Consider the following 20,213-nt stretch of genomic DNA (forward strand, 5'->3'; position numbering starts at 1 on the left):
CCCGTTCGCCGTGCCCAGCGCGGCCGAAGGCCCGCACCGACCGCTCCCGTTGTGCCCGTTGCGCATCTGAGCGGAATGAAACCCCACGGCACGGCGGCTCGCTGACCCCATAGAGGTTTGGAAACTGTCCGCGTGGGCATCTGGTTGAACGCCCTCGCGACGCCGCCGGTCGACCTCCGACAGGCGCCGGGCCGGCCGCCGCCTTCGGCTGGCCTCGTCTGGCATCACGCCGCATGGCAACATGAACCGCGACGACAGCGCCGGGCAGTGACGAAAGAGGGGACCGTCTGTGAGCAAACCCGATGGCAAGAACGGTGTGCCCAGCACCCTGACCACGATCCCCCTGACCGACCCGCACGCCCGGCCCGCCGAGCCCTCGATCGGTGACCTGATCAAGGACGCCACCACGCAGGTCTCCACGCTGGTGCGCGCCGAGGTCGAATTGGCGCGGGCGGAGATCACCCGGGACGTGAAAAAGGGCTTGACCGGCAGCGTCTTCTTCATCGCCGCGCTGGTGGTGCTGTTCTACTCCACGTTCTTTTTCTTCTTCTTCGTCGCCGAACTGCTCGACACCTGGCTCTGGCGCTGGGTGGCGTTCCTGATCGTGTTCGCGGTCCAGGTGGTGGTCGGGGCGCTGCTGGCCCTGCTGGGCTTCCTCAAGGTGCGCCGGATCCGGGGACCGCGGGAGACGATCGAATCGGTCAAGGAGACGCGCACCGCGCTCACCCCGGGCCACGACAAGGCGCAGGGCGCCCCCAAGCAGCTCGCCGACCGTGGCAGGCACGAAAAGCCCGAAACCGATCCATCGGGTTGGTAAATGGCACCGCCGGATCCGTCGGTAACCCGCATCGACGGGCCGTGGCGCCATTTCGACGTGCACGCCAACGGCATCCGGTTCCACGTGGTCGAGGCCCTACCCACCGGCGCTGACACGACCGCACCGCCCACGGCCGGGCCGCTGGTGATGCTGCTGCACGGTTTCGGTTCGTTCTGGTGGTCGTGGCGTCATCAATTGCGGGGACTGACCGGGGCGCGGGTGGTAGCAGTCGACCTGCGCGGCTACGGCGGCAGCGATAAGCCGCCCCGCGGCTACGACGGCTGGACGCTGGCCGGCGACACGGCCGGCCTCATTCGGGCGCTGGGACACTCGTCGGCGATGCTCGTCGGTCACGCCGACGGCGGGCTGGCCTGCTGGGCCACCGCGCTGCTGCACGCGCGATTGGTGTCGGCCATCGCGCTGATCAGCTCGCCGCACCCGGCGGCGCTGCGCCGGTCCACGCTGACCCGGCGCGACCAGGGGTATGCACTGCTGCCGACGTTACTGCGCTATCAAGTGCCGATCTGGCCGGAGCGCCTGCTGACCCGCGACAACGCGGCGGAGATCGAGCGCCTGGTCCGCAGCCGTAGCTGCCCCAAATGGGTTGCCTCCGAGGACTTTTCCGAATCCATCGGTTACCTGCGGATGGCCATCCAGATTCCGTCGGCGGCGCACTGCGCTCTGGAGTACCAGCGCTGGGCGGTGCGCAGTCAGCTGCGTGACGAAGGCCGCCGCTTCATGAAATCGATGGGCCGGCAACTCAGCGTGCCGCTGCTGCACCTGCGCGGCGACGCCGATCCCTACGTGCTGGCCGACCCGGTCAACCGCACGCGGCGCTATGCTCCGCAGGGGCGTTACGTATCCATCGACGGTGCAGGGCATTTCAGCCACGAAGAGGTGCCTGAGGAAATCAACAGACACTTGATGAAATTCATCGACTACGTGGTCAGCTGACGCAGGCCCCGGTGGTCACCTGCTGAGTGTCACCGATTTTGGCGAGCTGACTGGCCACCTCGTCGGCCGTCAACACGAAGCCGGTGTCGGGATCGTCGACGGCCGCGCCGAACACCACGCCGAGCACCTGACCGCTGAGGTCGATCAACGGCCCACCCGAATTGCCTTGTTCCACATTGGCTCTGATGGTGTAGACGTCGCGGGTTACCGGCGCGGGGTCGCGGTAGATGTCGGGTCCGCTGAGCTTGATGACCTCGCGGATGCGGGCCGGGGTCGCGGTGAAGTTACCGCCGCCCGGATACCCCAGCACCACAACGCTTGTGCCCGTTTTCGCCTCGGCCGACGCGAAGGCCAGCGGCTGCGGCGGCAGGTTGGGGACGGCAAGGATAGCGATGTCGACCGACGGATCGTAGGAAACCACGGTGGCGTCCAGGGGACTGCCGCTGGCGTAGATCTGCACGCTGTTGGAACCGGCCACCACGTGCGCGTTGGTCATCACACGGTCGGGAGCGATCACAAATCCGCTGCCCTCCAACACTTTCTGACAGCTCGGCGCCAGGCTGCGAACCTTGACGACGCTGGCCGCGGTGGCCTGCACCACCGGATTGCTGGCCAGCGCGGGATCGGGCGAGGCGACCGGAATCACCGGAGTCCGGCTGAACGGCTCCAGCACCGCCGGCAGGCCGGAGGTGTTCAGCAATGCCGACAACCGCTTGGGCACCGTCTTCAGCCACGGCGGGGCGACCTCGTTGACCTGGGCCAGCACCCGCGAGCCGCGGACCGCGGCGGCCAGCTCGGGCTGGTCCTTGGACTGGGTCAGCGGCGTCGCCAACAACCACGCCGCGGTCAACACCACCACGAGCTGGACGCCCACCCCGATGAACGAGTCGACCGTCCGGATCGTGCGGCTGCGGATCGCGCCGCGAACCGCCCGCCCCAGCACCACTCCCGCGACCTCGCCGACGACGACCAGCGCCAGGATCAGGAAGAGGGCGGCGAACAACTTGGCCCGCGGCGCGGCGATGTGGCTGACGAGGTGGGGCGCCAGCAGCACGCCCGCGATCGCGCCCAGCAACACACCCACGAACGAGAACAGCGACCCCACCGCGCCGGAACGCCAGCCCGATACGGCCGCGATGAAGGCGACCGACAGCACGGCCACGTCAAGCCACTGTGACGGGGTCATCGAGTTCATGTTCATCGGGTGGGGCCGCCCTGCTCGCCGACCAGCGCCATCGCCGCGTCCAGCTCGCGGACGTCGGTGATGTCCCAGGGCTGGGCCCAGCCGGCGACGTCGAGCATCGCACAGATCACCTGGCCAGTGAATCCCCAGACCAGCATCTCGTTCAGCAGAAACGCCGGGCCGGCCCACCGGCGGCCGAGGTCACCCCGGTAGACCATCAGCCGGTTGGCCGGGTTTATGAAGGCGCGCAACGGAACTCGCGCCACGATCGCGGTTTCGGCCTCGTTGACGACGGCCACCGGCCCGGGATCCGGCGAGTAGGCCAGCACCGGGACGACGTGAAACCGCGACGGCGCAATGAACGTGCGCTCCATGGTGACCAAGGGACGCAACCGCGAAACGTCGATCCCGGTTTCCTCCTGGGCTTCGCGCAAGGCGGTGGTGACCGGGCCGTCATCGGTGGGATCGGAGGCGCCGCCGGGAAACGCCGCCTGGCCGGCGTGGTGGCGCAAGGTCGAGGCCCGCACGGTGACCAGGAGGTCGGCGTCGTCGGGGACTCCGCCGTCGGCCGGCGCGGTCTCCGGGCCCGAGAACAGCACCAAGACTGCGGCTTCGCGACCGCTGCCGCGCATCGCCGACAAAGACGACGCGGCCTTGCCGGTGATCATCGCCAGCACGTCGGCCGGCAGCCGGCGCCGGTACGCGTCCGGCATCCGCTCGACGTTGTCGACCAGGGGGCGCAGCCACGGCGGGGAGGCGTCGGGGCTCAGCGCCACCGTCCCGCGCGCGTGGGTGCGGTTACCACCTCCCGCGGGCGGGGGGGTACCCCCAACACTCACGGGGCGCTCCAGTCGGTCCAATTTTCGGCTTATCCCTTGTCATTTCCGACCGCGGCGGCGATCTCGTCGGCGCTGTCGAAGGCCCGCGGCAGCATCTGGGCAACGCTACCGTCCGGCCGCAGAACCACCGTCGCGGGCATCACGTTTACCACGCCCAGCGCCGCCGCGACCCGCCGGCGACCGTCCTGCAGGGTTGGCAGCCGAACGCCCAGTTCGGCCAGCCGCAGCAACGCGGCCGTCTCGTTCTCGTCCTGATGCACCGTCACCACCATCACGTCAGACCCGACTCGCCGTTGATACTCGGCCATCGCGGGCAGTTCGGCCGCACACGGCGCGCACCAATACGCCCATAAGTTGAGGACCACCCGCCGCCCGGCCAGCGCGCGGGCGACGTCGACAACCGAACCGTCGGCGGCACACTCGGCCGTGACACCGCGCAGCGCGGGGGGGCCCGGGCCATCACCGGCGGCGGGACAGGGCGCCAGGTCGGCCCGTTGCCGCGGACCCGCCAGCGCGGCCGCCGTGTCGGCGTCGCGGTGTTCGCGGTCGGGTGGGCTCACGGCCGTGCCGGGCTTCGGGGCCGGCGCGGACTCGTCGCGCAGCTGGGCGACGAGGGCCGCCGCCAGCGCCGCCACCACCGCGAGGATCGCGATGGTCCAGCGCGTGGTCCGCGTCAAGGTGGTAGGCGCCTACAGGCCGGCCAGGGCCAGCAGGTGCTCGGTTTCCGGGCCCCGCACCAGGGGCGCGGCCAGTAGCGGTTCGGTGGGGCCGAGGCCGAAGGAGGGGCAGTCCTTGGCCACCACGCACACACCGCAGGCCGGCTTGCGCGCGTGGCACACCCGGCGGCCGTGGAAGATCACGCGGTGGCTCAACATGGTCCACTCGCTGCGTTCGATCAGTTCGCCGGCCGCGCGCTCGATCTTCACCGGGTCCTTGTCGCTGGTCCAGCGCCACCTGTGCAGCAGCCGCGCGAAGTGGGTGTCGACCGTGATGCCGGGGACGCCAAAGGCGTTGCCCAGGATGACGTTGGCGGTCTTGCGGCCCACCCCGGGCAGCGTGACCAGTTCCTCCATGGTGGAAGGCACCTCGCCGTCAAACCGTTCGACCAGCGCCTGCCCGAGGCCGATGAGGGAGGTCGCCTTATTGCGGAAAAACCCCGTCGGACGGATCAGGGCTTCCAGTTCGTCGCGATCCGCCTGCGCATAGTCCAGCGCCGACGGGTACCGCTTGAACAACGCCGGCGTGGTCAGGTTCACCCGTTTGTCCGTGCTCTGCGCGGAAAGGATCGTGGCGACGGTCAGCTCCAGCGGCGTGGTGAAGTCCAGCTCGCAGTGCGCGTCCGGAAACGCCTGCGCCAGCGCCCGATTCATCCGGCGGGCCCGCCGCACCAAGCCGGCCCGCGTCTCCTCAGACCAGCGCCGTGCACCGTTGCCACCCGGTGGGACCGAGGTGGACTTCGAGCGCCCGGACGACTTTGCCGCTGTCACCTACGACAGAGTACTGATTTCGTGATCTCGCCGAGACCACGTGTTGATTGAAGTCCATGTTTACTCTCCTTGTGTCGTGGTTGCTGGTGGCCTGCGTTCCGGCGTTGCTGATGCTGGCGGCGCTCGGATTGGGGCGGCTCGAACGGGGGCTCGCCCGCGAAGACGTCACCATGCTCGCGGTCACCGAGCTTTTCGAGTACGCCGAACTTGTCGACGTGCGCACCCTGGCCCGGGAGGGCATGCCGGAGGCGGTGGAATTTCTGCACCGGCGCGAGGCCCGGGAACTTTCCGAGGCCGCGCTGGCCGGGCTGACGGCCGGGCCGCGGCATGCGGCGCCGTCGTTTGCCGCCAGCTTCATTGACCCTGCCGAGCTGACATTGCCGACGCGAATACAAGCGCATTCGCAGATCAATCCGCAGTTTAAGGCCACTCGACACGTCAATCGTGTGTAGCGTTGCACGTTGGACAAAATGTCCTACCGCTAGACTCATCACGCGAGCAAGGGATTAACCTGCCCGTACACAAATCATTGGAAAGCTGAAGAGGCAACGTGGACGAGATCCTGGCAAGGGCAGGAATCTTCCAAGGGGTTGAGCCCGGCGCGGTCGCCGCGCTGACCAAGCAACTGCAACCCGTCGACTTTCCCCGTGGGCACACGGTCTTCGCCGAAGGCGAGCCGGGTGATCGGCTGTACATCATCGTCTCGGGGAAGGTCAAGATCGGCCGTCGCTCACCCGATGGCCGGGAGAACCTGCTGACGATCATGGGCCCGTCGGACATGTTCGGCGAGTTGTCTATTTTCGACCCCGGCCCACGGACTTCCAGCGCCACCACCATCACCGAAGTGCGCGCCGTGTCGATGGACCGCGACGCGTTGCGGGCGTGGATCGCCGACCGTCCCGAGATCGCCGAGCAGCTGCTGCGGGTGCTGGCCCGCCGGCTGCGCCGCACCAACAACAATCTGGCCGACCTCATCTTCACCGATGTGCCCGGCCGGGTGGCCAAGCAGCTGCTGCAGCTCGCCCAGCGGTTCGGCACCCAGGAGGGTGGCGCCATGCGCGTCACCCACGACCTGACCCAGGAGGAGATCGCCCAGCTGGTGGGGGCGTCCCGGGAGACGGTGAACAAGGCGCTGGCCGATTTCGCCCACCGCGGCTGGATCCGTCTGGAAGGCAAGAGTGTGCTGATTTCGGACTCCGAAAGGCTCGCGAGGCGCGCGAGGTAAGCGCGCGAATTGCGTCGAGATCGACGTTTTCGACACGTTCACTCGAACTTTTCCGCGATAGCGGCGATTTCGGCGCGAGTTCAGCGCTGCAAATAGTCCAGCTGCGCCTGAACGGACCATTCGGCCGCGTCCCAGAGTTTCTCGTCGACGTCTACATAGACGTGTTCGACGACTTGGCGCGCGGTGGCGTCGTCGCCGATGTCCCGCAACGCGGCGCGCACCTGTTCCAGCCGTTCCTGCCGGTGCACCAGGTAGCCGGACGCGACGGCCTGCAGGTCGGGCAGGTCGGGCCCGTGGCCCGGCAGCACCGTACGTCGCCCCAGACCACGCAAGCGCCGCAACGATTCCAGGTAGTCGGCCAGGCTGCCGTCTTCGGAATCAATGACGGCGGTGCCGCGGCCCAGCACGCTGTCGGCGGTGAGGACGGCGTCGTCGAGCACGAACGAGAACGAGTCGGCGGTGTGGCCGGGGGTGGCCATCACCCGGATCTTGAGGCCGGCCGCGTCGATCACCTCACCATCGGTGAGGTGACCGCCGAGGCCGCGCAGAAACCCGCTGCCCGCCGACCGCACGGTCGCGCCGGTCCGCTCGACCAGCTTGTCGATGCCGTCGGTGTGATCGCCGTGCCGGTGGCTGATGAGCACCAGCGTGATACGGCCCAACTCGGCGACCCGGGCGATGTGGTCGTCGTCGTCGGGCCCGGGGTCCACCACGACCAACTCGTCGCTGCCCTTGCCGCGCAGCACCCACGTGTTGGTGCCCTCGAGCGTCATCAACCCGGGGTTGTCGGCCAACAGAACCGAGGCAGTGTCGGTGACCGCCCGCAGGGTGCCGTATGCGGGATGACTCGGCGACTCCGGCGCATCGGTCACGATCGCGAGCCGACCTCCACGATCAGCTCCACTTCGACCGGCGCATCCAGCGGCAGCTCGGAAACGCCGACGGCCGACCGTGCGTGTGCGCCGTCCTCGCCGAACACCTCGGCGAGCAGCTCCGAAGCGCCGTTGATGACGCTCGGCTGGCCGTTGAAACCCGGAGCGGAGGCGACGAAGCCGACGACCTTGACCACTCGGGTCACCGCGTCGATGCCCACCAGCGAATCGACGGCCGCGAGGGCGTTGAGCGCGCAGATCCGCGCCATCGCCTTGCCTTCTTCCAAGCTGACCTGCGCCCCGACCTTGCCGGTCCCGGCCAGCTGTCCCGCCTGCAGCGGCAGCTGACCGGCGGTGTACACCAGGTTGCCCGTCCGCACGGCGGGCACATAGGCGGCCAGCGGCGCCACCACCTCCGGAAGCGCGACCCCGAGTTCGGCGAGCCGGGCGGAAGCAGTCATCTACTTGGGGCGCTTCAAATACGCGACGTGTTGCTCACCGGTTGGCCCGGGCAGTACGGACACCAACTCCCAGCCGTCGGCACCCCACTGGTCGAGAATCTGTTTGGTGGCGTGCGTGAGCAGCGGGACGGTGACGTATTCCCATGCGATCGGTTGGCTCATGGCGCGAGCTTATCGGTCGGATGTGAACGGCTCTGGCCTGCCCGGGGGCCGGACGCCGGTCGGGCTAGCATGCGAAGGTGGCAAACACATCGAGCGGCGGTAGCGCCGTCGGCTGGCCGGCGCGGCTCTCAAAGGCCCGCCTGCATTTCGTCACCGGTAAAGGCGGCACGGGCAAGTCGACGATAGCGGCCGCACTGGCACTGACCCTGGCAGCCGGGGGCCGCAAGGTCCTTCTGGTGGAAGTCGAAGGGCGGCAAGGCATTGCGCAACTCTTCGACGTCCCGCCGCTGCCCTACCAGGAGGTCAAGATCGCGACCGCCGAACGCGGCGGTCAGGTCAACGCGCTGGCAATCGACATCGAGGCCGCGTTCCTGGAATACCTGGACATGTTCTACAACCTCGGCATCGCCGGGCGGGCGATGCGGCGCATCGGCGCCATCGAGTTCGCGACGACGATCGCGCCCGGCCTGCGCGACGTGCTGCTCACCGGAAAGATCAAGGAATCGGTGGTGCGGCTGAACAAGGGGACCAAGAACCCCGTCTACGACGCGGTCGTCGTAGACGCACCACCGACGGGACGGATCGCCCGCTTCCTGGATGTCACCAAGGCTGTGTCGGATCTGGCCAAGGGCGGCCCGGTGCACTCGCAGAGCGAGGGGGTGGTGAAGCTGTTGCACTCCGAGCAGACGGTCATCCACCTGGTCACCCTGCTGGAGGCGTTGCCGGTGCAGGAAACCCTGGAAGCCATCGAGGAACTCGCCGAGATGGAGCTCCCGATCGGTAGCGTGATCGTGAATCGCAACATCGCGTCTTATCTGCAGCCCGCCGACCTGGCGAAGGCCGCCGAGGGGCACGTCGACGCAGACTCGGTGCGGGCGGGGCTGGAAATGGCGGGAATCAAGCTGAACGACACCGAGTTCGCGGGACTGCTGACCGAGACCATCGAGCACGCGACCGTCATCGCCGCGCGGGCCGAGATCGCACAGCAACTCGACGCGCTGCAGGTGCCGCGGCTGGAACTGCCGGCGATCTCCGACGGCGTCGACCTCGGAAGCCTCTATGAGCTTTCGGAATCGCTTGCACAGCAGGGGGTTCGATGAGCACCACGCCGAATAGGCTTGACATGGCCTCGATCTTGGCCGACACGACCAACCGGGTCGTGGTGTGCTGCGGCGCCGGCGGGGTGGGCAAGACCACCACCGCCGCCGCGATGGCGTTGCGCGCGGCCGAATACGGACGCAACGTATGCGTTTTGACGATCGACCCGGCCAAGCGGCTGGCTCAAGCGCTGGGGGTCAACGACCTCGGCAACACCCCGCAGCGGGTGCCGCTGGCGTCCGAGGTTCCCGGCGAGTTGCACGCGATGATGCTCGACATGCGCCGCACGTTCGACGAGATGGTGGTCCAGTACTCCGGAAACGGCCGGGCGCAAGCGATTCTGGACAATCAGTTCTATCAGACGGTCGCCAGCTCGCTCGCCGGCACGCAGGAATACATGGCGATGGAGAAGCTGGGCCAGCTACTGGCCGAGGATCGTTGGGACCTGGTGGTGGTGGACACCCCGCCGTCGCGCAACGCGCTGGACTTCCTGGACGCGCCCAAGCGGTTGGGCAGCTTCATGGACAGCCGGCTGTGGCGGCTGCTGCTCGCGCCCGGCCGCGGCATCGGCCGATTGGTCACCGGGGCAATGGGTTTGGCGATGAAGGCGATGTCCACCGTGCTCGGCTCACAGATGCTGAGCGACGCGGCGGCTTTCGTGCAATCGCTGGACGCCACCTTCGGCGGTTTCCGGGAGAAGGCGGATCGGACGTACTCGCTGCTGAAGAGGCGCGGCACGCAGTTCGTGGTGGTGTCGGCGGCCGAACCCGACGCGCTGCGCGAGGCCTCCTTCTTCGTCGACCGGCTGTCCACCGAAGGCATGCCCCTGGCCGGGCTGGTCTTGAACCGCACCCACCCGACGTTGTGCTCGTTGCCCGCCGAGCGGGCGATCGACGGAATCGAAACGCTGGCGGCCGAGCCGGGTTCCGAGGCGGCCTCGCTGGCCGGGGCCGTGCTGAGGATTCACGCAGACCGCGCGCAGACCGCCAAGCGGGAGATCAGGTTGCTGTCGCGGTTCACCGGTGCCAATCCGCACGTGCCGATGATCGGCGTTCCCTCGCTGCCGTTCGACGTCTCGGACCTGGAGGCATTGCGCGCGCTCGCCGATCAGATCACGTCGACGGGTGACGACGCGGCCCGCGCCACGGCCCAAGGGCCCCTGCGCTAGGGGCCCGGCCGAACTCGGTCAGCCGACGTTGCGGGTTCTGCTCTTGTCGAAGAAGTCCGACCAGGACACCACTTCCGGGTGTTGCTTGAGCAGGGCCCTGCGCTGACGCTCGGTCATGCCGCCCCAGACGCCGAACTCGACTTTGTTGTCCAGCGCGTCCGCCCCGCACTCCTGCATGACCGGGCAGTGCCGGCAGATGACGGCGGCCTTGCGTTGGGCGGCCCCTCGAACGAAGAGTTCGTCCGGGTCCGTGGTCCGGCACAGTGCTTGGGAGACCCAGGCGATCCGTTCCTCGGCATCAACGCTGCGGAGTACCCCTTGTGCGGCCGCAATGTTTGTCCTACGCGCCGCAGGCCGTGTTCCTGACACGAACTGTTCCCTTCCCTACCGGCCGCTCTCACGACCGCCCTCCTGGGGTGCAGATCCACACCTGCGATCTACGCCACACTGTGTACATCGGTGTTACCTGAATCTCACCGTGTGTCTAAGTTAGGTGGTCAGCAGGCAATTGCGCAACAGTCCGATAACGCTTTTTTTGGGACGGGCGTGCCGTCTCGTCTCAGAAGGGCCGGCGATCGAAGTGATCTTGCACACGTGCGCGGGGGCGCAAACACTGACGCACGCGCAAATTTTATCGCACTCACGGCAGTAAAGCGCAGGTCAATGACGGGGGTAAAAAGGGGGTGAACTCGCAGCGTGGCGGCGTGACTGGGGGCCGCTACTGTAGTAGCCATGTCAGACCGCCCCCCGGCCCTTCTCACGATTTTGAAGCTTGCCGGGTATTGCTTGCTGGCCGGCGTCGTCGCCACGGCGCTGATGTTTCCGTTCGCGGGCGGATTGGGACTGGTGTCCAACCGGGCCTCCGAAGTCGTCGCCAACGGCTCGGCCCAACTCCTCGAGGGCGAGGTGCCCGCGGTGTCGACGATGGTCGACGCGAAGGGCAACACCATCGCCTGGCTGTACTCCCAGCGCCGCTTCGAGGTGCCCAGCGACAAGATCGCCAACACGATGAAGCTGGCGATCGTGTCCATCGAGGACAAGCGGTTCGCCGACCACAACGGGGTGGACTGGAAGGGGACGCTGACCGGGCTGGCGGGCTACGCGCGCGGCGACGTCGACACCCGTGGCGGTTCGACCATCGAGCAGCAGTACATCAAGAACTACCAGTTGCTGGTGACGGCGAAGACCGACGCCGAGAAGCGCGCCGCCGTGGAAACCACCCCGGCCCGCAAGCTGCGCGAGATCCGGATGGCGCTCACGCTGGACAAGACCTTCACGAAGCCCGAGATCCTGACCCGCTACCTGAATCTGGTGTCGTTCGGCAACGGTTCGTTCGGCGTGCAGGACGCGGCCCAGACCTACTTCGGCATCAACGCCTCGGACTTGAACTGGCAACAGGCGGCGCTGCTGGCGGGCATGGTGCAGTCGACCAGCGCGCTGAACCCTTATACCAACCCCGAGGGTGCGCTGGCGCGGCGAAACCTGGTGCTGGACACCATGATCGAGAACATCCCCCAGGAAGCCGACGCCCTGCGCGCCGCCAAGGCCACCCCCCTGGGTGTGCTGCCGCAGCCCAACGAGTTGCCGCGGGGCTGCATCGCGGCCGGCGATCGCGCATTCTTCTGCGACTACGTCCAGGAGTACCTGTCCCGCGCCGGCATCAGCAAAGAACAGGTGGCCCGCGGCGGCTACCTGATCCGCACCACGCTGGACCCGGACGTGCAGATCCCGGTGAAGGCGGCCATCGACCAGTTCGCCAGCCCGACCCTGCCCGGCATCTCCAGCGTGATGAGCGTGATTCAGCCCGGCAAGACGTCGCACAAGGTGATGGCGATGGCCAGCAACCGCACCTACGGCCTGAACCTCGACGCCGGTGAAACCATGCGGCCGCAGCCGTTCTCGCTGGTCGGCGACGGCGCGGGGTCCGTTTTCAAGATCTTCACGACGGCCGCCGCCCTGGACATGGGCATGGGCACCAACGCCACGCTCGAGGTACCGAGCCGATTCCAGGCCAAGGGCATGGGGAGCGGCGGGGCCAAGGGCTGCCCCAAGGACACCTGGTGCGTGGTCAACGCCGGCAACTACCGCGGCTCGATGAACGTCACCGAGGCGCTGGCCACCTCGCCGAACACCGCGTTCGCCAAGCTGATTCAGCAGGTCGGGGTCACCCGCACGGTGGACATGGCGATCAAGCTGGGCCTGCGCTCCTACGCCGATCCCGGCACCGCCCGCGACTACAACCCCGACAGCAACGAGAGCCTGGCCGACTTCGTCAAACGGCAGAACATCGGCTCGTTCACCCTGGGCCCCATCGAGGTGAACGCGCTGGAGCTGTCCAACGTCGCCGCCACGCTCGCCTCCGGCGGCACGTGGTGCCCGCCGAACCCCATCGACAAGCTGATCGACCGGCACGGCAACGAGGTCGCTGTGACCACCGAGACCTGCGACCAGGTGGTGCCCGAAGGCCTGGCGAACACCATGGCCAACGCGATGAGCAAGGACGCGGTGGGCGGCGGCACGGCCTCCGGCTCCGCCGGTGCGGCGGGCTGGACGCTGCCGGTGTCCGGTAAGACGGGCACCACCGAGGCGCACCGTTCCTCCGGCTTCGTGGGATTCACCAACCACTATGCGGCGGCCAACTACATCTACGACGACTCCACGACGCCGACGGACCTGTGTTCGTCGCCGCTGCGCCATTGCGGCGAGGGCGACCTGTACGGCGGCAACGAGCCGGCCCGCACCTGGTTCACGGCGATGAAGCCGATCGCCACCAATTTCGGGCCGGTGCAGTTGCCGCCCACCGATCCCCGGTACGTCGACGGGTCGCCCGGGTCGCGGGTGCCGAGCGTCGCCGGCCTGGACATCGACGCGGCCCGCTCGCGCCTCAAGGAGGCGGGCTTCCAGGTCGCCGACCAGAACAACTTCGTCAACAGCACCGCGAAGCAGGGCGAGGTGGTCGGAACCACGCCGAGCGGCGCAACGATCCCGGGGTCGATCATCACCATCCAGGTCAGCAACGGCATCCCGCCGGCTCCTCCGCCGCCGCCCGAGGGCGGGCCGCCGCCGGTCGGGTCACAGGTGGTGGAGATCCCGGGTCTGCCCCCGATCACCATTCCGCTGTTGGCGCCGCCGCCGCCCGCGCCGGGGCAGCCGCCTCCGTAGGCCGCCATCTTTGGTGCTGTGGCGCAAGGTATGCGTTGCCAAAGCGCAACCGGCAGTAGGCTGCCAGCATGGCTGATGTTTTGCCCACGCTGATTCGCACCGGTGCCGCCGCACTCGGTTCGGCCGTCGCCGGCATCGGTTACGCCGCCGTCGTCGAGCGCAACGCCTTCGTCCTGCGCGAGATAACCATGCCCGTCTTGGCGCCCGGTTCGACGCCGCTCCGGGTGCTGCATATCAGCGATCTCCACATGCTCCCCAATCAGCGCCGCAAACAGGCATGGCTGCGCGAGCTGAGCAACTGGGAGCCGGACCTGGTGGTCAACACCGGCGACAACCTGGCCCACCCCAAGGCGGTGCCCGCGGTGGTGCAGGCCCTCGGGGATCTGCTGTCGCGGCCGGGTGTCTTCGTTTTCGGCAGCAACGACTACTTCGGTCCGCGCCTGAAGAACCCGCTGAACTATCTGACCAACCCGTCGCACCGGGTTCGCGGTGAGCCGCTGCCCTGGCAGGACCTGCGCGCGGCCTTCACCGAGCGCGGCTGGCTCGACCTCACCCACACGCGGCGCGAGTTCGAGGTGGCCGGCCTGCACGTCGCGGCCGCCGGCGTCGACGACCCGCACATCGACCGGGACCGCTACGAGACGATCGCGGGCCCGGCCAGCCCGGCCGCGAACCTGCGACTCGGGCTGACCCATTCCCCGGAGCCGCGGGTGCTGGACCGCTTCGCCGCCGACGGCTACCAACTGGTGATGGCCGGCCACACCCACGGCGGCCAGGTCTGCCTGCCGCTCTACGGCGCCCTGGTGACCAACTGTGGCCTGGACCGGACCCGGGCGAAGGGCCCGTCCCGGTGGGGCGCGAACATGCAGCTGCACGTCTCCGCCGGCATCGGCACCTCACCGTTCGCGCCGGTGCGCTTCTGCTGCCGGCCCGAGGCCACCCTGCTGACGTTGATCGCCACCCCGATGGGCGGCCGCGATTCGGCCAGCGACCTAAGCCGTTCGCAGCCAACAGTTTCGGTGCGTTGACCGAGCGGACCCGGATCGCGGTCCGCAGCCGCTCGCGGTGCTGGACGGACAGCGCGGTCCGGCTGATCCACGCCGACGCGCGCCGCAGCGCCGACACGCACCTGTTGCGCTACCCGCTGCCGTCGGCGTGGGGCTCGGATGGCCCCGGCGCTCAGGTGGCGCTGTACCTCAAAGACGAGACCACGCACATCACCGGCAGCCTCAAGCACCGGCTGGCCCGCTCCTTGTTCCTGTACGCGCTCTGCAACGGGTGGATCGACGAGGGCACCACGGTGGTCGAGGCCTCGTCGGGTTCGACGGCGGTGTCGGAGGCGTATTTCGCGGCCCTGCTGCGCCTGCCCTTCGTCGCCGTGATGCCGGCGTCCACCAGCTCGGCCAAGGTGGCGCTAATCGAAGCCCAGGGCGGCCGTTGCCATTTCGTGCAGAACTCTTCGGAGGTGTACGCCGAGGCCGAGCGCGTCGCCCGCGACACCGGTGGGCATTACCTGGACCAGTTCACCAACGCCGAACGCGCCACCGACTGGCGGGGCAACAACAACATCGCCGAGTCGATCTTCGAGCAGATGGGCGAAGAGACGCATCCCATCCCGGAATGGATCGTGGTGGGCGCGGGCACCGGCGGCACCAGCGCGACGATCGGCCGCTACATCCGCTACCGCGGGCACACGACCCGGCTGTGCGTCGTCGACCCGGAAAACTCCGCGTTCTTTCCGGCCTACGCCGACGACCGCTACGACGTCACGATGCCCGTGTCGTCTCGGATCGAGGGCATCGGCCGGCCGCGGGTCGAGCCGTCGTTCCTGCCCGGTGTGGTCGACCGCATGGTGTCGGTGCCCGACGCGGCGTCCATCGCCGCCGCCCGGCACGTGAGCGCCGTTCTCGGGCGCCGCGTGGGGCCGTCGACGGGTACCAACCTCTGGGGCGCCTTCGGCTTGCTCGCCGAGCTGGTCGCCCAGCGGCGCAGCGGTTCGGTGGTCACGCTGCTCGCCGACAGCGGCGACCGATACCACGACACCTACTTCAGCGACGAGTGGGTCAGCGCGCAGGGACTCGATCCGAGCGGTCCCGCCGAGGCCCTGGCGCAGTTCGAGCGCTCCTGCCTCTGGCAATGAGCCGCCACGCCGCGGTTTGGCCAGCCGATGGGCCGGTGCGATAGGCTGTCGAAGCTTCAAGCGGGGTGTGGCGCAGCTTGGTAGCGCGCTTCGTTCGGGACGAAGAGGCCGTGGGTTCGAATCCCGCCACCCCGACCCAGTTGTATTAGCTGGCGTGACAGCCGAACGCCGAGTTTGACACTGCGGCGTCGCGGCTTTGCCGTTAAGCTCTGCCCGCATGGCGCTGGTAAGCCCGCCGCCCGAGCAGGGCGAGCCACGCGGGGTCGGCCCCAAGGTCACCGGATTTGCTGATTCGCCGGCGCCGGTCCGTAGTCCCGGTCACCCCACCCTGGCGGAGATCGCCCGGCGACAGCAGGAGATCCAGGCGTGGGAAGCGCTGAACGTCGGCGGCTACCGATTCGCTAAACCCGGCACCGTCATCGGCGCGCTGATCTCCGCGGTGCTGGTTGTTCTCGTGGTGACGCCCCTCCCGCCGAACTGGCCGTGGGACATCCCGACGATGATCCTGGCCGTCTTCACGGCGGTGGCGACCGTGACCTGCGGCCTGTTGTGGTTCGACAATCCGCACCCCACTCCCCGCCCCGAGTCGTTGGCGATCGTGCCGTTCTCGCGGGCGGAAAACCTGCGGCTGATGCAAGACCAGCCGGTCGAGCCCTACCGCGCCGTCTGTCCCTGCCCCGGCTGTGGCGACTTATCCACGCACCTGATCCGCGAGCCCGTCAAGGACGAACCCGACTGGGCGATGGTCACCCGGCGTTGCGCCGTGTGTCAACGCGAGTGGGCACAGGCCTGAATCGGTTTTGCGCCAACGATTCCGCCCCCGCCATTGCGGCGCTAGGCGCAGTCGGCGCAGATAGAGATGCCCCCGCTCGAGCTGTGCAACCGGCTGCGGTGCTGGACCAGAAAACAGCTCGAGCACATGAACTCGTCGGACCGCTGGGGAATCACCGTCACCGACAGTTCCTCGCCGGACAGGTCGGCGCCGGGAAGCTCGAAGAAGTGCACATCGTTGGGATCCTCGTCGACCACCGTGGTGGCGGACCCCTGCAGCGTCGGGGCTAGCTCGCGTATCGGGGATTTGTCCTGGGTTTCGGAGTCGGAGACCCGGCGTGCGTCATAGTCGCTTGCGGTCGCCATGGCAGTTCCTTCCTGCTGATGAGCCCGGGTTGACGCACTTTGCTGTACTCACCCGTGGCGCAGGCAGTACCCCATTCAGGCGCGAGTTACACCGACCGGCCCGAAAAAGTCACGCCGCCGGCCAGTGAGCCGCCTCAGCCGCCTGGCGATCGCGGCGTAATGCGCGAGGGCCAGGCCCAGCCACGGCGCGACGACCGACACGGTCAGCGCGACGATCGCGACCCCTTCGTGCCCAAACAGGAGCTCGAACAGCCCGACTGCCAGACTGAGGGCCCAGACCACCACGGCCGCGAGGCCGAGCAGGGGGAAATCACGCTCGTACTCGACCGAGTAGTTTGCTGCTCGTAACGAAACGGGCGCGACCATGATCGGCTTTTACCCGGTCATCGCCGCGATTAAACGTCTCGGCGGGCGAATTCGCGCTGGTCGGTGTTGGTTAGCTCACAGCGGTCAACTAGTCGGCGGCGGGGCGGGCTCATCGGAATTCGCGGCGTGCCAAGCAAGTTCGGCGTCGCGCACCCGTCGGTGCATGCGCAGCAGCCACTCTCGTGAGAAAGTCTGTGTATCAGGGTGATTCATGCGACATGCGGTTCGCCGATCGGGCCGCCGCCCGACCCGGCGGCTAGGGAGCCGCAGCCGATTCGCGGACAACGCTTCGCGGTTACCCCCCGTCCCCGAACCCAAACGACGCGGCATGCCGGTGTCAGCCGGCCCCGGCCTGGGTATGCCGCGCAGATGAAACCCGCCGTTCTGTTCGACGTCGACGGAAGCCTGGTCGACTCCAACTATCTTCACGTCCACGCGTGGCTACGCGCCTTCGACGCCGAGGGCCTGCCCGTCAGCGCCTGGCAGATCCACCGGTGCATCGGCATGGACGGCTCCACGCTGGTGCGAACGCTCTCCAACGACGCCCCGGACGAGGTCCAGGAGCGGCTGAGCGACGGGCACAGCCGCTACTACCGGGAGAGCACCCCGCTGCTCGCGCCGCTACCGGGTGCCCGCGCGCTGCTGCGCCGCGTCGCGGAGCTGGGGCTGCAGGTCGTGCTGGCCACCTCGGCACCCGACGACGAGCTGGAGATCCTGCGCAAGGTCCTCGACTGCGACGACGTCATCTCCGAAACGACGTCCTCGCGTGACGTCGACACCGCCAAGCCCGAACCCGGCATCGTGCAGGTCGCGCTGGACCGGGCCGGGGTGGATGCCGACCATGCCGTGTTCGTCGGGGACGCGGTGTGGGACGCCCATGCCGCGGCGGGCGCCGGATTGTCCTGCATCGGGCTGCTCAGCGGTGGCATCGCGCGCGAGGAGCTGCAGGCGGCGGGCTCGGCACCGATCTTCGCCGATCCACAAGACCTGCTCGAGCATCTGGACTCGACCCGCATCGCCGAACTCGCGCTACATGCCGCGGGTGCGGAGCAGAATCGGTAGCAACCACCAGAAGAACGTAAAGAGCGTCAGCGCACACGCTCCCGCGATCAGGGCCGGCCCGCGGCCGGCCACCGCCGCGAACACGATGATCGTCACCCCGGTCAGGGCGAGGCCGAGCAGCGCCAGGCCCGCATACGCGCAGCGATGCGCGGCGGACACCAGCACCTGGAGACGATGGCGCCGGAAGAGCATCCGGTGCATGCCCACCGGGGCGATCAGCAGCACTGTCGCGCCGACCGAGCACCCCACCGTCGCGAGATAGGCGTCGCGCAGGAGCGGGGCCAGGACGTCGAAACGTTGCTGGAACGGCAGGGTCAGCAGGAAACCGGTGAGCAGCTGCACGCCCGTCTGCACGACGCGCAGCTCCTGCAGCAGGCTGTTCCAATTGCGGTCCAGCCGTTGGATTTCGGTTTCGCCACGCTCGTGGCTGTCCCACCGCTGGTCGTCTTGCGGATTATCGACGTCCATAGGCGTGATCATCGCACCTGTCGCATGCGCCAGCGCCGTTTCACGCCGAAGGGTCGCGGAATTCGTTATCCGCTTTCGCAATGTGAATTGATTTCGGCGCCCGCCAATTTGGAAACCATATATCGCAACGGGACCCCGGCTATTGTCAAAAACCTTGTCGCGCAACCACGCGCAGCGGCGACTACCGGCTGATGTTGTCGTCCCGCACCGCGGTCAACGCGTCGTCCAGCGTCGGGTACAGCGGGAACGTCTTGTCCAGCCCGGTCAGGTGAATCGGCCGCCTGGTCGCCGGGCCGCGCGCAACCACCCCGAATCCGGTCGCGTTGCCCAGCTTCTCGTACGTCGCAGCCAGGATCTTCAGACCCACCGAACCGAGGAATTCCACCGCGGAGAGATCGATGACCAGTGCCGTTGGGCTCTCCGCGACAACCGCGCCGATGGCCTGTTCCAGGGCCGGCGCCGTGACCAGATCGATTTCGCCGCTCACACTGACCACGGACACCCCATCGTGGTCCTCGACCAAGGTGGTAATCGAATCAGGAGCTGACAATGGCGATCCTTTGTCCTGGGCTTCAGGTGTGGTGCAAGCCTAGCCTGCGTTGCGAACTGCGAGAAGAATATGCCCTCAACACCTGCCCCGCGACAACCCAGGCTAGTCTCGCAAAATCGAGCCTGCACACAGCGGGGTGCGGACCGGCACTCGGGAGGCAACATGTCAGATTCGCCGGCGGAGTTCAGCGGCGCGGCCACCGCGCAGGCGGTCAGCATTTCCAGCGAGGGCCTGCTGCCACAGCTCGTCCAGCACCTGCGGCAGAACCGCACCGTGCTGCGCGAGGAGTGGGCGCGCAGAATCACCGAGGCCGAACTGCTCACCGCGATGACGCCGGAGGAGCTGTTCTCCGAGGCGACTGCCGTCTACGACAACTACGTGGAGGTGCTCGAGACCGGTAGCGTCGAGGCGCTGCAGGCCTACGCCCGCGACCTGTCCGAGCGCATCATTCCGCGGGGCGTGGAAACGGACGAGGTCGTCGGCATCGTGTTGTTGCTGCGCGACGTGCTGGCGCGCTCGTTGTTCGAGAAGTACCAGACCGAATTCGAGATGCTCAATCGGGTTCTGGACGCCTACGAACCGGCGGCCAACCGCATCGCCAACACCGTGGCGGTCAGCTTCGTGCAGGAACGCGAGCGCATCATCCGCCAGCAGCAGGAGGCCATCCGCGAGCTGTCGACGCCGGTGCTGCAGGTGCGCGAACAGCTGCTTATTCTGCCGATCATCGGTGTGCTCGATTCTCAGCGCGCCCGCCAGGTCACCGAGCAACTGCTGAGGGCCATCCGCGCGAACCGCGCGAAAGTGGTGGTCATCGACATCACCGGTGTGCCGACCATCGACTCCACGGTGGCCAACCACCTGGTGCAGACGGTCGACGCGTCGGGGCTGATGGGCGCCAGCGTCATCATCACCGGCCTGTCCTCCGAAATCGCCCTGACGCTGGTGACCATCGGGCTGGACCTGTCGAAGATGAACGCCGTCGGCGACCTGCAGGGCGGCATCGAGGAAGCCGAACGCCTGCTGGGCTACGAGGTCACTCGCACCGGCGAGCAGCCAGGATAG

General features: G+C 68.0%; 24 protein-coding genes and 1 tRNA gene. 13 read left to right on the forward strand and 12 right to left on the reverse strand.

The window, feature by feature from the left end; translation table 11 throughout:
- Positions 1–289 precede the first annotated feature (289 nt).
- A complete protein-coding gene (locus A5773_RS00430) occupies positions 290–817 on the forward strand; it encodes a phage holin family protein (protein ID WP_066955668.1) in 528 nt (175 codons plus the stop codon).
- A complete protein-coding gene (locus A5773_RS00435; RefSeq protein ID WP_067262739.1) occupies positions 818–1,771 on the forward strand; it encodes an alpha/beta fold hydrolase in 954 nt (317 codons plus the stop codon).
- On the opposite strand, the gene marP is transcribed toward A5773_RS00435, so the two are convergent.
- From marP to nth, 4 genes are read right to left on the reverse strand one after another with little or no spacing between them, the layout of a single operon-like run.
- Entirely contained in the window at positions 1,764–2,957 is a 1,194-nt protein-coding gene (gene marP, locus A5773_RS00440) for an acid resistance serine protease MarP (protein WP_156664312.1), read from the reverse strand. The genes A5773_RS00435 and marP overlap by 8 nt on opposite strands.
- Positions 2,958–2,968: 11 nt before the next feature.
- Positions 2,969–3,793, reverse strand: a complete 825-nt coding sequence (locus tag A5773_RS00445) for a CoA pyrophosphatase (protein ID WP_066955677.1) — start codon at positions 3,791–3,793, stop codon at positions 2,969–2,971.
- Between the two features lie 29 nt (positions 3,794–3,822).
- On the reverse strand, positions 3,823–4,470 hold the full coding sequence (locus A5773_RS00450; RefSeq protein ID WP_066955680.1) for a TlpA disulfide reductase family protein: 648 nt from the start codon (positions 4,468–4,470) through the stop codon (positions 3,823–3,825).
- Positions 4,471–4,482: 12 nt separating this feature from the next.
- Positions 4,483–5,163, reverse strand: a complete 681-nt coding sequence (gene nth, locus A5773_RS00455) for an endonuclease III (RefSeq protein WP_067262746.1) — start codon at positions 5,161–5,163, stop codon at positions 4,483–4,485.
- Positions 5,164–5,336: 173 nt separating this feature from the next.
- Here nth and A5773_RS00460 point away from each other — a divergent pair, with 173 nt between their 5' ends.
- Together A5773_RS00460 and crp are read left to right on the forward strand one after the other, a co-directional pair.
- Positions 5,337–5,732: a hypothetical protein gene (locus tag A5773_RS00460; RefSeq protein ID WP_066955686.1), complete on the forward strand. Its 396-nt coding sequence runs from the start codon at positions 5,337–5,339 to the stop codon at positions 5,730–5,732.
- A gap of 98 nt (positions 5,733–5,830) precedes the next feature.
- Complete coding sequence (crp, locus tag A5773_RS00465) at positions 5,831–6,505, forward strand: cAMP-activated global transcriptional regulator CRP (RefSeq protein ID WP_044508824.1); 675 nt, start codon at positions 5,831–5,833, stop codon at positions 6,503–6,505.
- Positions 6,506–6,585: 80 nt separating this feature from the next.
- On the opposite strand, the gene A5773_RS00470 is transcribed toward crp, so the two are convergent.
- The 3 genes from A5773_RS00470 to A5773_RS25870 are packed head-to-tail and all read right to left on the reverse strand — an operon-like array spanning position 6,586 to position 8,000.
- Positions 6,586–7,377, reverse strand: coding sequence for an MBL fold metallo-hydrolase (locus A5773_RS00470; protein ID WP_067262750.1), 792 nt, complete (start codon positions 7,375–7,377; stop codon positions 6,586–6,588).
- Positions 7,374–7,838, reverse strand: coding sequence for a RidA family protein (locus A5773_RS00475; RefSeq protein WP_067262753.1), 465 nt, complete (start codon positions 7,836–7,838; stop codon positions 7,374–7,376). The genes A5773_RS00470 and A5773_RS00475 overlap by 4 nt, the downstream gene beginning before the upstream one ends.
- Positions 7,839–8,000 carry a DUF4177 domain-containing protein gene (locus tag A5773_RS25870; protein ID WP_073871548.1) on the reverse strand — a complete coding sequence of 54 codons (162 nt, stop codon included), beginning with the start codon at positions 7,998–8,000 and terminating at the stop codon, positions 7,839–7,841.
- 77 nt (positions 8,001–8,077) lie between these two features.
- Here A5773_RS25870 and A5773_RS00480 point away from each other — a divergent pair, with 77 nt between their 5' ends.
- Both A5773_RS00480 and A5773_RS00485 read left to right on the forward strand, forming a co-directional pair.
- Positions 8,078–9,100 carry an ArsA-related P-loop ATPase gene (locus A5773_RS00480; RefSeq protein ID WP_067262756.1) on the forward strand — a complete coding sequence of 341 codons (1,023 nt, stop codon included), beginning with the start codon at positions 8,078–8,080 and terminating at the stop codon, positions 9,098–9,100.
- Complete coding sequence (locus tag A5773_RS00485; protein WP_067262760.1) at positions 9,097–10,266, forward strand: ArsA family ATPase; 1,170 nt, start codon at positions 9,097–9,099, stop codon at positions 10,264–10,266. The genes A5773_RS00480 and A5773_RS00485 overlap by 4 nt, the downstream gene beginning before the upstream one ends.
- An 18-nt stretch (positions 10,267–10,284) precedes the next feature.
- Here A5773_RS00485 and A5773_RS00490 read toward each other — a convergent pair whose 3' ends face one another.
- Complete coding sequence (locus tag A5773_RS00490; protein ID WP_067262763.1) at positions 10,285–10,635, reverse strand: WhiB family transcriptional regulator; 351 nt, start codon at positions 10,633–10,635, stop codon at positions 10,285–10,287.
- Between the two features lie 363 nt (positions 10,636–10,998).
- On the opposite strand from A5773_RS00490, the gene ponA2 reads away from it, so the two are divergent.
- From ponA2 to A5773_RS00515, 5 genes are all read left to right on the forward strand, one after another.
- Positions 10,999–13,428 carry a transglycosylase/D,D-transpeptidase PonA2 gene (gene ponA2 / locus A5773_RS00495; protein ID WP_067262766.1) on the forward strand — a complete coding sequence of 810 codons (2,430 nt, stop codon included), beginning with the start codon at positions 10,999–11,001 and terminating at the stop codon, positions 13,426–13,428.
- A gap of 68 nt (positions 13,429–13,496) precedes the next feature.
- Positions 13,497–14,456: a metallophosphoesterase gene (locus A5773_RS00500; protein ID WP_066955708.1), complete on the forward strand. Its 960-nt coding sequence runs from the start codon at positions 13,497–13,499 to the stop codon at positions 14,454–14,456.
- Positions 14,453–15,568 (forward strand): PLP-dependent cysteine synthase family protein, encoded by a 1,116-nt coding sequence (locus tag A5773_RS00505; RefSeq protein WP_066955712.1) that lies wholly within the window; start codon positions 14,453–14,455, stop codon positions 15,566–15,568. The genes A5773_RS00500 and A5773_RS00505 overlap by 4 nt, the downstream gene beginning before the upstream one ends.
- A 61-nt stretch (positions 15,569–15,629) precedes the next feature.
- A tRNA-Pro gene (locus tag A5773_RS00510) sits at positions 15,630–15,703 on the forward strand.
- Positions 15,704–15,785: 82 nt separating this feature from the next.
- A complete protein-coding gene (locus A5773_RS00515) occupies positions 15,786–16,361 on the forward strand; it encodes a hypothetical protein (protein WP_067788856.1) in 576 nt (191 codons plus the stop codon).
- A gap of 41 nt (positions 16,362–16,402) precedes the next feature.
- Here A5773_RS00515 and A5773_RS00520 read toward each other — a convergent pair whose 3' ends face one another.
- Together A5773_RS00520 and A5773_RS00525 are read right to left on the reverse strand one after the other, a co-directional pair.
- Positions 16,403–16,705, reverse strand: a complete 303-nt coding sequence (locus A5773_RS00520; RefSeq protein WP_066955718.1) for a DUF4193 domain-containing protein — start codon at positions 16,703–16,705, stop codon at positions 16,403–16,405.
- Positions 16,706–16,780: 75 nt separating this feature from the next.
- Positions 16,781–17,071, reverse strand: coding sequence for a hypothetical protein (locus tag A5773_RS00525; protein ID WP_067788859.1), 291 nt, complete (start codon positions 17,069–17,071; stop codon positions 16,781–16,783).
- Positions 17,072–17,440: 369 nt separating this feature from the next.
- On the opposite strand from A5773_RS00525, the gene A5773_RS00530 reads away from it, so the two are divergent.
- Complete coding sequence (locus A5773_RS00530) at positions 17,441–18,133, forward strand: HAD family hydrolase (protein WP_067788862.1); 693 nt, start codon at positions 17,441–17,443, stop codon at positions 18,131–18,133.
- On the opposite strand, the gene A5773_RS00535 is transcribed toward A5773_RS00530, so the two are convergent.
- Both A5773_RS00535 and A5773_RS00540 read right to left on the reverse strand, forming a co-directional pair.
- Entirely contained in the window at positions 18,101–18,601 is a 501-nt protein-coding gene (locus tag A5773_RS00535) for a DUF6328 family protein (RefSeq protein ID WP_066956023.1), read from the reverse strand. The two genes, A5773_RS00530 and A5773_RS00535, sit on opposite strands and share 33 nt — an antisense overlap.
- A 181-nt stretch (positions 18,602–18,782) precedes the next feature.
- Entirely contained in the window at positions 18,783–19,151 is a 369-nt protein-coding gene (locus A5773_RS00540; protein ID WP_156659645.1) for an STAS domain-containing protein, read from the reverse strand.
- A gap of 162 nt (positions 19,152–19,313) precedes the next feature.
- Between A5773_RS00540 and A5773_RS00545 the strand changes: the two genes are divergently transcribed.
- Entirely contained in the window at positions 19,314–20,213 is a 900-nt protein-coding gene (locus tag A5773_RS00545) for an STAS domain-containing protein (protein WP_066955729.1), read from the forward strand.

The organism is Mycobacterium sp. 852014-52450_SCH5900713 (assembly GCF_001667075.1).
Classification (GTDB): domain Bacteria; phylum Actinomycetota; class Actinomycetes; order Mycobacteriales; family Mycobacteriaceae; genus Mycobacterium.

What these genes read in the sequence shown, in the direction of transcription:
- A5773_RS00435 (WP_067262739.1), top strand. Translation starts at nt 818, where the DNA reads ATGGCACCGCCGGATCCGTCGGTAACCCGCATCGACGGGCCGTGGCGC.
- A5773_RS00460 (WP_066955686.1), top strand. Translation starts at nt 5,337, where the DNA reads ATGTTTACTCTCCTTGTGTCGTGGTTGCTGGTGGCCTGCGTTCCGGCG.
- A5773_RS25870 (WP_073871548.1), bottom strand. Translation starts at nt 8,000, where the DNA reads ATGAGCCAACCGATCGCATGGGAATACGTCACCGTCCCGCTGCTCACG.
- A5773_RS00545 (WP_066955729.1), top strand. Translation starts at nt 19,314, where the DNA reads ATGTCAGATTCGCCGGCGGAGTTCAGCGGCGCGGCCACCGCGCAGGCG.
- marP (WP_156664312.1), bottom strand. Translation starts at nt 2,957, where the DNA reads ATGACCCCGTCACAGTGGCTTGACGTGGCCGTGCTGTCGGTCGCCTTC.
- A5773_RS00530 (WP_067788862.1), top strand. Translation starts at nt 17,441, where the DNA reads ATGAAACCCGCCGTTCTGTTCGACGTCGACGGAAGCCTGGTCGACTCC.
- A5773_RS00525 (WP_067788859.1), bottom strand. Translation starts at nt 17,071, where the DNA reads ATGGTCGCGCCCGTTTCGTTACGAGCAGCAAACTACTCGGTCGAGTAC.
- nth (WP_067262746.1), bottom strand. Translation starts at nt 5,163, where the DNA reads ATGAATCGGGCGCTGGCGCAGGCGTTTCCGGACGCGCACTGCGAGCTG.
- ponA2 (WP_067262766.1), top strand. Translation starts at nt 10,999, where the DNA reads ATGTCAGACCGCCCCCCGGCCCTTCTCACGATTTTGAAGCTTGCCGGG.
- A5773_RS00515 (WP_067788856.1), top strand. Translation starts at nt 15,786, where the DNA reads ATGGCGCTGGTAAGCCCGCCGCCCGAGCAGGGCGAGCCACGCGGGGTC.
- A5773_RS00500 (WP_066955708.1), top strand. Translation starts at nt 13,497, where the DNA reads ATGGCTGATGTTTTGCCCACGCTGATTCGCACCGGTGCCGCCGCACTC.
- A5773_RS00535 (WP_066956023.1), bottom strand. Translation starts at nt 18,601, where the DNA reads ATGGACGTCGATAATCCGCAAGACGACCAGCGGTGGGACAGCCACGAG.
- A5773_RS00520 (WP_066955718.1), bottom strand. Translation starts at nt 16,705, where the DNA reads ATGGCGACCGCAAGCGACTATGACGCACGCCGGGTCTCCGACTCCGAA.
- A5773_RS00475 (WP_067262753.1), bottom strand. Translation starts at nt 7,838, where the DNA reads ATGACTGCTTCCGCCCGGCTCGCCGAACTCGGGGTCGCGCTTCCGGAG.
- A5773_RS00485 (WP_067262760.1), top strand. Translation starts at nt 9,097, where the DNA reads ATGAGCACCACGCCGAATAGGCTTGACATGGCCTCGATCTTGGCCGAC.